Source organism: Armatimonadota bacterium (assembly GCA_016125185.1).
GTDB lineage: Bacteria > Armatimonadota > Fimbriimonadia > Fimbriimonadales > Fimbriimonadaceae > Fimbriimonas.
In genome coordinates this window covers 25,042-34,550 of record WGMG01000003.1, presented here as the reverse complement: position 1 = coordinate 34,550, position 9,509 = coordinate 25,042, and the positions used below count along the sequence as shown (strand labels likewise).

7 protein-coding genes are annotated in these 9,509 nt (G+C 58.5%); 3 read left to right on the top strand and 4 right to left on the bottom strand.

Annotated features, from left to right (window positions below; translation table 11 throughout):
* Nucleotides 1-724 precede the first annotated feature (724 nt).
* Entirely contained in the window at nucleotides 725-2,257 is a 1,533-nt protein-coding gene (gene sufB / locus GC165_05545) for a Fe-S cluster assembly protein SufB (protein MBI1332324.1), read from the bottom strand.
* Between the two features lie 153 nt (nucleotides 2,258-2,410).
* Between sufB and GC165_05540 the strand changes: the two genes are divergently transcribed.
* Nucleotides 2,411-3,475, top strand: coding sequence for a hypothetical protein (locus tag GC165_05540; GenBank protein MBI1332323.1), 1,065 nt, complete (start codon nucleotides 2,411-2,413; stop codon nucleotides 3,473-3,475).
* A 3-nt stretch (nucleotides 3,476-3,478) separates the two neighbouring features.
* On the opposite strand, the gene GC165_05535 is transcribed toward GC165_05540, so the two are convergent.
* Both GC165_05535 and crcB read right to left on the bottom strand, forming a co-directional pair.
* Complete coding sequence (locus GC165_05535) at nucleotides 3,479-4,477, bottom strand: NAD(P)H-dependent glycerol-3-phosphate dehydrogenase (GenBank protein MBI1332322.1); 999 nt, start codon at nucleotides 4,475-4,477, stop codon at nucleotides 3,479-3,481.
* A gap of 24 nt (nucleotides 4,478-4,501) precedes the next feature.
* Nucleotides 4,502-4,897, bottom strand: coding sequence for a fluoride efflux transporter CrcB (gene crcB / locus GC165_05530; protein MBI1332321.1), 396 nt, complete (start codon nucleotides 4,895-4,897; stop codon nucleotides 4,502-4,504).
* Between the two features lie 33 nt (nucleotides 4,898-4,930).
* On the opposite strand from crcB, the gene GC165_05525 reads away from it, so the two are divergent.
* Nucleotides 4,931-5,992: a glycerate kinase gene (locus GC165_05525; GenBank protein ID MBI1332320.1), complete on the top strand. Its 1,062-nt coding sequence runs from the start codon at nucleotides 4,931-4,933 to the stop codon at nucleotides 5,990-5,992.
* 1,230 nt (nucleotides 5,993-7,222) lie between these two features.
* Here GC165_05525 and GC165_05520 read toward each other — a convergent pair.
* Nucleotides 7,223-8,479, bottom strand: coding sequence for an MFS transporter (locus tag GC165_05520; GenBank protein ID MBI1332319.1), 1,257 nt, complete (start codon nucleotides 8,477-8,479; stop codon nucleotides 7,223-7,225).
* A gap of 296 nt (nucleotides 8,480-8,775) precedes the next feature.
* On the opposite strand from GC165_05520, the gene GC165_05515 reads away from it, so the two are divergent.
* Nucleotides 8,776-9,279 (top strand): hypothetical protein, encoded by a 504-nt coding sequence (locus tag GC165_05515; GenBank protein ID MBI1332318.1) that lies wholly within the window; start codon nucleotides 8,776-8,778, stop codon nucleotides 9,277-9,279.
* The last annotated feature ends 230 nt before the right edge of the window (nucleotides 9,280-9,509 follow it).

Here is a 9,509-nt window from a genome sequence, read left to right as displayed (position 1 = left end):
TCCCCACCTCCCGATGTCACCACGCTCCATTTCCCTTCGCCAAAGGATAGCCTCGTTTTACGAAAGGCTTTCGGCTAGTCTTCCTCCCCACCGTTTCGAGACACTTCGTGCCTCTCAACGACTCCCCCCGTGGAGTAGCGTGGCTATTCGGACATCGGGGGTGGGGTGGTGAACATTTCAGCCTGCAAATTCGGACTTTTACAAAATGGCGAATTGGTATGAACTCACTTCAAGCCTAGTAACTACGCTACTCCACAGGGGGAGTCGCTGAGCCAAGACATGGCGAAGCGGTGGGGAGGAGTCATTCGGTAGCCGAACAAAGTATCGACCCGACTTAGAATTCCGATTTACTACGCTACTCCCTGGCCAGGATTCATGTGGAGTCGGTGAATGAAATGAACTCCTTAGATCCCGCCGAAGGAAGAGCCCTTGTGCAAAGGTGCCTCAAAGGCACGTTTGCATGAGGTGGAGCAAAGCGACATCGGGACGGGAGATAGACGACAGACTTCAAATAGACGGTTACACTGGTAAGTCCCAGCTTCGCCCTCCTTCGGCAGACAAGCAGAGGTCTTTACCAGTGCCACTCAGCGCTCCATGACCAAAAGCTCCAAAGGAGCGAGCTACCCTTAGTCCAGCCCGTCAGGGCTGGGTATCAGACGACGGCGAACGGGCTTTTTACGGGCCGCCCAAAACCTTCCTCGTCCAAGAAGAACAAACGCGAAAGCTAGCCGACGGAGCCTTCGAGGCTCACACCCAAGAGCTTCTGCGCTTCGACCGCGAATTCCATCGGCAGTTCGCGGAAGACGTCTTTGCAGAACCCGCTGACGATCATGTTTACGGCGTCTTCGGTCGGGATTCCGCGCTGGTTGCAGTAGAAGATTTGGTCTTCGCCGATCTTGGAGGTCGACGCCTCGTGCTCGACCGTCGCGGTCGGATTCTTCACCTCGATATACGGGAAGGTGTGCGCGCCGCATCGGTCGCCCATCAGCATCGAGTCGCACTGCGAGTAATTTCGAGCCTGGTCCGCGCCGGGGTTGATCTTCACCAATCCGCGATACGTGTTCTGCCCGTTACCGGCCGAGATGCCCTTGGCGACAATGGTCGACTTGGTTCGCTTGCCGATGTGGATCATCTTGGTGCCGGTATCGGCCTGTTGCTTGCCGGCGGTGAGGGCCACGCTGTAAAACTCGCCGATCGAATCGTCGCCCTTGAGGATGACGCTGGGGTATTTCCAGGTGATCGCCGAGCCGGTTTCGACCTGCGTCCAGGTAATTTTGCTAGCCACGCCGTTGCAGATGCCGCGCTTGGTGACGAAGTTGTAGATGCCGCCGACGCCGGTTTTGGGGTCGCCGGGATACCAGTTTTGGACGGTGCTGTACTTGATCGTGGCCTTGTCGCCGTTCGCGACGAGCTCGACGACCGCGGCGTGAAGCTGGTTTTCATCGCGCATCGGCGCGGTACAACCTTCGAGGTAGGAGACGTAGCCGCCCTCTTCGCAGATGATCAGCGTGCGCTCGAACTGGCCTGTGTTTTCGGCGTTGATGCGGAAGTACGTGGAGAGCTCCATCGGACAGCGAACGCCCTTGGGGATGTACACGAACGAGCCGTCGGAGAAGACAGCTGAGTTGAGGGTCGCGTAGTAGTTGTCGCTGTACGGCACGACCGAGCCGAGGTGCTTTTGCACGAGTTCGGGGTGCTCGTGGACGGCTTCGCTGATGGAACTGAAGATGATTCCGAGTTCGGCGAGCTTCTCTTTGAAGGTGGTGACGACGGAAACGGAGTCGAAAACGGCATCCACGGCGACCTTGCCTTCGAGGTCGGCCAGGGTGGTTTGACGAGCATCGGCGGCAGAGGCCGAAGCGCCCTTGACGTTGAGGAGGACCTTCTGCTCCTCGACCGGGATTCCGAGTTTTACGAACGTCTTCAGGATTTCGGGGTCAGCCTCCTCGAGCGAGTTGAGCACCGGCTTCTTTTTCGGCGCGGAATAGTAGGAAATCGCCTGGAGATCGGGCTGGGTGTAGGTGACGTTCGGCCACTTGGGGGCCTTCATGGTCAGGAAGTGCTTGTAGGCCTTCAGTCGCCATTCGAGCAGCCATTCGGGCTCGTTCTTTTTGGCGCTGATGCGGCGGACGGTGTCCTCGTTGAGGCCCGGCTCGATGGTCTCGGTTTCCAGGTCGGTGGCCCAGCCGTGTTCGTAGTCGCGATTGGCAAATTGCTCAAGCAGAGCGGTTGATTCGTCGAGAACCTTTTCAGACATATTGCACTTCCGCGTCCGTCCTCCTGGCAGCACCAGCTACACGTCCGCTTTCGTATTTCTACGTCCTTAAAGTGTACTTTATTGGCAAGATTCTCATTGTTGGCTCAACCATAAAGCTGACCAGAACACCAGATTCCGTGTTAGAATTCTCAGATGCAACGAAGCGGAAAGGTTTTATTGAGTCTGGTCGCTTCCGCTGTGATATTGATTCTCGTTGAATATGGATCGGCCAAGGCGAATGCGTCTGAGAGTTTGAGTCTCTACGAGGCACAAGCCAAGATGCCGAGAGGATTTCAATCGCTAGCGCCCTTGTCGAATACGGCGGCGAGCGTGACTTTCGTTTCGGATCATGAACTCGTGGCACATCGAAATTCGGTGATTGTTCGTCCGACTGGAATTTCGACTACTGGTCCAATTGATGACGTTGGCATAACCGCCTTTTACGGAGGTCAGGGTGGAGATCGTCAGTGTAAGGGTATCGGCAGGAATCTCTTGAAAGTCGATCTGAATGGGTCTATAGAGTCGAAATGGGATTGTGACGAAAGCTACCCTGCCTCGCCATTTCTGCCTAGCCGATACATAATCCCGGGTCACTTGGCAAACCTGTTTGACAGCGATTGCGGTCCTTTCAAGATGTCTTTGGACGGCAATTTGAAGGTTGCCGAGCTGGACCATCCCTGGCAGTACAAAGGGCTTTATTGGGAGCCTATCCACGAATTCATCAACCCGTACTTCACATCAGATGGCTCACGATCCAAGATCGAAGTGTTGGAAAGTGACTCTCAAGATGACAATACGACACTTCCCGTTGACTCTTTGTCAGATTACCGTTGGATAGTGTCAATGCTTGGGGTTTGTTTCGATAAGCGGCTCATCTTTTCTTGGACCAATTCGAGCAGCAAAACAGGAATTTGCTTTGGCAGACTGGTCGACGGCCATGTCGTCATTGAGGATGTTAGTGACCTAGCATTCAATTTGGGAAATCCATGCGCGATATCTTTGGATGGTCGCCTGATGGCGTTTACGAGAACGGATAACTCGGCTAATCCTGCCAAGCCCTCGGACATCGTCCTACGTAGTTTGGAGAGTGGAGCCGAGACAGTGATCGGCCACTACGATGGCACCTTCATCAAGAATATGATGATTTCTCCCAAGAATTCCTTCATCGTCCTCGAATTGCCGACTTCAGTTGTCTACAGAAAATTGCCGACGACCTAGCGGCTACGTAGAACTTCTTCCGAAATCCAAGCCTTCTTCGCGGGTGAAGCGCTCCATCAGCAATCCGACGGCGGCCTTGGGGGCGATTTTTTCGCGGATGACGGAGTCGATGGTTTCGAAGACGGGGATTTGGATGCCCTCGTGCCGAGCCACATGGGCGACGGCTTCGGAGGTGTTGACGCCTTCGGCGACCTGGCCGAGGGTTTGCAGAGCTTCGGAAATATGGTGGCCGGTGCCGAGGGCGTAGCCGAGCCGGTAGTTGCGACTGAGCTTGGAGACGGCGGTGGCGAAGAGGTCGCCGACCCCCGCGATGCCGAGGAAGGTTTCGAGCTTGCCGCCGTGGGCCATGCCATAGGTGATCATTTCCTTGAGGCCGCGTGCGAGCAGAGCGCCCTTGGTGTTGTCACCAAAGCCGAGTCCGTCCGAGATTCCGCCGCCAATGGCCAAAACGTTCTTGAGAGCCCCGGCGATCTCGACTCCGACGACGTCTTCGCTGGCGTAGACGCGGAACGACGGGCACATTAGGTTAGCGCGGATGCGGTCGGCGATTTTGGGGTCCTTGCTGGCCGCGATGGCGGCGGTGGGGATGCCCTGGACGATTTCGACGGCGAGATTGGGCCCGCTGATGACGCCGAGGGCGGCGTTCGGCAGGCATTGTTCGACGATCGCAGTGACGACCATGCCGGTCGAGGTCTCCAGGCCCTTGGTGGCCACGATGACGATGGGGGTTTCGCCCTGGAGCTCGGCGAGGACTTCTCGCACGGCGCTACTCGGGACGGCGAGGTAGGCAACGGGTGCGCCCTGATAGTTCTTGAATTCGTCGACCTTCAGCTCTTTGGGGAACGCGAAGCCCGGCAGGTACTTCATGTTCTCATGCGTGTGGCGCATGACGGTGATTTCGGCGTGGTCGCGCCCGAACAGGGTGACCTCCAACCCATTTCTCGCCATGAGAATTGCGAGCGAAGTGCCCCAACTACCCGCACCCAGAACCGCGACGTCCATCGTTAAGAATTATGATCGGTAAATCTACGAGGCTGGTGCAGGATTTAGCTTTCGACCCAAGACAAAACCCACCGCACAAAGGGCGATACTGCCGACGGTCTGGATGGTGACGTTGGCGATGGCCGGCACGACTTGCTTCTCTTGAAGTTGGTGTACGACGTCCATAGAGAAGGTGGAGTAGGTTGTGTAGCCGCCCATTAGGCCGGTGCCAAGGAACAATCGCCAGGTGTCGTCGCGGTGGATTCGGCCGGTGAGAAATCCGGTGAGGAAGCCGAGGGCGAAACTGCCGGTGATGTTGATGAAGGCGACCGTCCAGGGGGCCGTGGCCTTGAAGTTGTCGAGGATCAGGAATCTCAGCATTGCGCCGATCATCGCGCCGAAGCCAACCGCCAATATACTTTTCATCCTTAAAGTAATCATAGCCGTTCTCCGGCGTGGGAAACTGGGAGGACGATGCCGCCAAAAGTTCTGATCGCACCCAACGCCTTCAAGGGCACGATGACGGCCCGCGACGTGGCGATGCGCCTGGCGAAGGCGCTGTACGGCAACTTCGAAATTCAGGCGGTGCCGCTTTCGGACGGAGGCGATGGGTTCATCGACTGCATCCATTTTCAGATCCAGGAACTGCAGCTCATGCAGTCGGAGGTCACGGGGCCGATCTTTGGTTCGAAGGTTCAGGCGCAGTGGCTGTGGGATGTGAGCAACAAGATCGCGTACATCGAGGCGGCGCAGGCGTGCGGGTTGGCGCTGTTGGGCGGGCAACTGCGGCCGATGGAGGCGACGAGCTTTGGGCTGGGCCAGTTGGTGCTGACGGCGATGCACCAGGGGGCGGAGGACATTTACGTCGGTGTCGGCGGGACGGCCTGTACCGACGGCGGGGTGGGGGCGCTTCAGGCTTTGGGATGGCGGTTTCCCGACCAATACAATCGGGAGGTCGCGCCGGGCGGCGGAAATCTGATCAATATTCACCGCATCCTGCCGGGGCCATCGCTCTCGGCGCACGTCAATTTGATGACCGACGTGGGCAACAATCTGCTGGGCGATCTGGGCTCGGCGCCGGTTTTTGCTCCGCAGAAAGGGGCTTCCGCCGACCAGACGTTGGAGCTGGAAAAAGGGCTCTCGAACCTGTGGCTCCACGCGTATAAGATTCTGAAGCTGAACATCGACTTTCCCGGCGCGGGGGCGGCGGGCGGCATTCCGGCGGGCTTTGCGATGACGGGCAGTGCGTCGGCGGGGTCGGGTTTCGAGTTGATCGCGGACCTGAGCGATTTGGAACTGAAGATGCAGTGGGCCGACGTGGTTTTGACCGGCGAAGGGTGTTTTGATCGTCAGTCGTCGATGGGGAAGGCGCCGGGGCGAGTGGTGTCGCTGGCGCGATCGATGAACAAGAAAGTGGCGATTTTTGCGGGGTCGGTGATCGAGAAGGCGGGGGATATCAATATCGGGATTACGGATTGGAAAGGGGATTTTGAGCTCGCGGTTCAGGCGCTGAGGGATCAGTTGTCGCGGGTGTAGGGGTGGCGCTTCTGTTACTGACCTCACCCGCTTTGCGTCATATCCCTCGCCTTGCTCGGCGGGAACTTCGTGACGCCCACCAAGAAGGGCTTCCGCTACCCCAGTGCCGAGGCTCTGGTCATATTGTTGAATTTGTAAACAGAGGTTTTGAGGGTTGAAAGGGAGCTGCTCGCGTAGCACCGAAGCAGGGTCAAAACCATCTCCCCTCCAAAGCTTGTAGGGGTGGCGCGAAGCGACGGGGTGGATGACCTTTTGTGACTGCCATAATGGCGGGGGCGTCCCGAGAATTGGGACGACGCGGGCGAAGCTGGTATTTACCAGTGATGGTAGGTGAGCATTCAGCCTCCTCCCCACCGCTTCACTGCGTTCAGCGACTCCCCCCGTGGAGTAGCTTGGTTAGTAGGCTCGACAGGAGTCGGTGCCAAATCGCCATTTTGCAATAGTCCGTGTATGGTGATGTAGCGACCAGACTTCGAATTCCGAATAACCACGCTACTCCACGGGGGGAGTCGTTGAGAGGCACGAAGTGTCGCGAAACGGTGGGGAGGATTCATTGGCGGGCGTGACGCCCACTCTCCAAACCTCGCGAGACAAGTCTCGCCCCATAAAGCGCGGACAAGTCCACGCACTCAAAATGGGCCGACCTCCCTCGCCCTAGCGAAGCGAGCCCTTGCGTAGCACGCCCTTGCCCTGCTCTATGTCCAACACTCTGCTTCAAGTACCCCTTACCAGACGGGAACGACCTCGGAGAGGTCGCAGACCTTAGCCCGGGGTGCTTGCACCCCGGGAATTGTCCCGTATCAGCGGAAAGTCCGAGGAGTCACGAGTATCGGGACGACCCTGCCATTATGGCGGTGACAAGAGGTCATCAGAGGCTTTCTCAATCACTGGTAACTCCCAGCGACAGGGTCGCAGGGTCGTTACCAGTGCCACCCTGGCATGGGTTCTGTCGGTTAGTCGGCGAATTGCGTCTCATCCACCCCGTCGCTTCGCGCCACCCCTCCAAGCTTTGGAGGGGAGATGGTTTTGGCCTCGTTTCGATGCTACGCGAGCAACTCCCTTTCAACCCTCAGAACCTCTGATTACAGGTTCATGGGTTTGCCGTAAGCCTCGGCACTGAGGGTGTGATTCCGGGCTTTTCCGTTCAACGAACCGCCCACGGGACGGCCACCCTCCGAAAGCGCGGACAAGTCCACGCACTCCAAATCGCCTGACCTCCTTCAATGGGCTTTACTGACTGGCCTCGTCGCTTATGCTGTGCTTTTTTGCGGTGAAGAGCACCGGCAAAGTGGGGATGAGGAGGAGGCCAGCGGTGACCACGGCCATCGTGGTCGATATCTTTTGTCCGATGCCGCCCATGATGGGGCCGCCGCCGATTTCGCCCAGGCTATGGGCTTGGGACGAGAAGGAGAGGATGGTGGCGCGGGTTCGGGCGGGGGCATAAAGGTTGGTCCAGGTCGTGAGCAGGGTGTCGAGGATGCGGCGGATAGACCGGCTGACGACATAGAGGCACACGGCCAGCACGAACGAGGTGGTGAGCGCGAAGCCGAGGATGGAGAAGATGAGGACGCTGGTGAGGACGATCAGAGCCCGGGTGATGGACGTAGCGGAGGTCGTGTCGAGGACCTTGCTGAGGCCGATGTTGAGGCCCATGCCGCCGAGTTGGGTGACGATGCCGAGCATCGACCACCAGAAGGTGTCGTCGAACGGCCCGACGTGCGGGAGGGCGAACGCTTCGAGGAAAATCTTATTCCAAAGTCGGTCAAAACCCTCGGACGCGAAGCCGTAGAAGACGCTGACGAGGAGGACGAGAAAAAGGGCGCGGGAGACGCGAACGAGGCTCCAGCCCTCGCGGAAGGTGGCCCAGAAATGGCGCTCCTGATCGGAGCGGTGAAACCCGCGCTCGGTCATCCAGAACCGCGCGCCAATGGCAAAGGCGAAGAAGCCGAGGCCGGTGACCAAGAGGACGGTGGGGAGCCCGTAGAGCGAAAGACCAAGGGCGAGGAGCGGGCCGACCATGCGACCCCAAAACGAGGCGCGCTGGCCGAGGAAGAAGGCTTGTCCGGCGGTGAGGTTGGGTTCGCTGAAAGGGAGTTCGTCGGCGACCCAGGCGTCGTGGGCACCGCTGGTGAAGGTGTCGCCAATGCCGAGGATGATTTGGGCCGCGATGACGACCCCGACCACCGGGAATGCGCCCTGGATGAAGAACGCGATGCCGACGATGAACCATCCGATTGCGACGCTGAGGCGGCGGCTGACGAGGTCGGCGACGATGCCGGTGGGGACCTCGAAGAGCATGATGGAGAGCTCGTAGAGAGTGCCCATGAAGACGACCATGAACGGGCCGAATCCGATGTTTTTGATGTGGAAGACGGTGTGGATGGTCCAGGCGGCGGAAAAGAGCAGTCCGTTGAGGAAGGAGTTCAGGCGGTAGGTCTTGAGCGCGCTTCGGATGGGGTGAATCCTACCCCGAGTTGATGGTTGGATTGCTCTTGTCGATGTTAACCCTCACCTACAACTTTTTTTGCGGTCGTAACGACCGGCCTTCGCTTGTTCCTCGCTTCGGCAGGCTTCGCCAGGTCGTCCCGATTCTCAGGACTCCTTGGACTTTGACTGATTCCGGCTGTTCCGGGGGTCTACGCTTCCTTTGGTCGCTCCGACCGCCCGGCTAAGGTCTGCGACCTCTCCGAGGTCAATTCGTCCGTGGGTCAAGTTGAATGGCGTGGCGAGAGTTGGTCCTTCGGATTATGGGCTGGACGAGCCTAGCTGAGATTGGGCGATGAATGGGACTCGCAACGCCGTACGAGGCATGCGAGTATCTTGTGCGTACACACATGCAACCGATTCCGCAACGAGAAAGGGTACTGGCGGCCGCGGTCAACGTGGCGGCGATCTTCTTTCCCTACATGGGTCCGATCGTGGGCTTGGTGGTGGCCGCGAGGTCGCCCTATGTGAAGTTTCACGCTTTTCGGGCCTTGATCGAGCAGGTGGTGGCGACGGTGGTGATCGGCCTGCTGATCGTGGCCTCGCTGGCGTATTCGGTCTACTCGATTCGCGAATCGATGGCGGACGGATTCGACCTTTCGAAAATCAACTGGGTGGCGCTGTTGGTCAAGTCGCTGGCGACGTGGATTCTGCTGGGACTTTGGGAGGTGGTGAACGTCGTTCTGTCGATTCGGGATGCGTTGGAAGCGTTGCGAGGCGATGTTCCGAGCAAGCCGAAATGGAGTGAGCGTCGGGCGATTCGGATGGCTGGTTTGGTGCCCGGCGAGGGCTCGCTTCGCTAGGGCAAGGGCATAGAGTGCGGAGTGCGGAGTGCATAGAGCACAGAGCGCAGAAAGCAGAAGGCAGAGAGCAGAATGCAGGCGCGCATTGTCAGGGCAAGGGAGGTCGGTCGATGTGGAGTGCATGGACTTGTCCGCGCTTTCGTTGGCGAGACTTGTCTCGCGGAATTGGAGGGTGGGCGTCACGCCCGCCAAGAAGGGCTTCGCCCGGGTCGTCCCGATACTCGGGACTC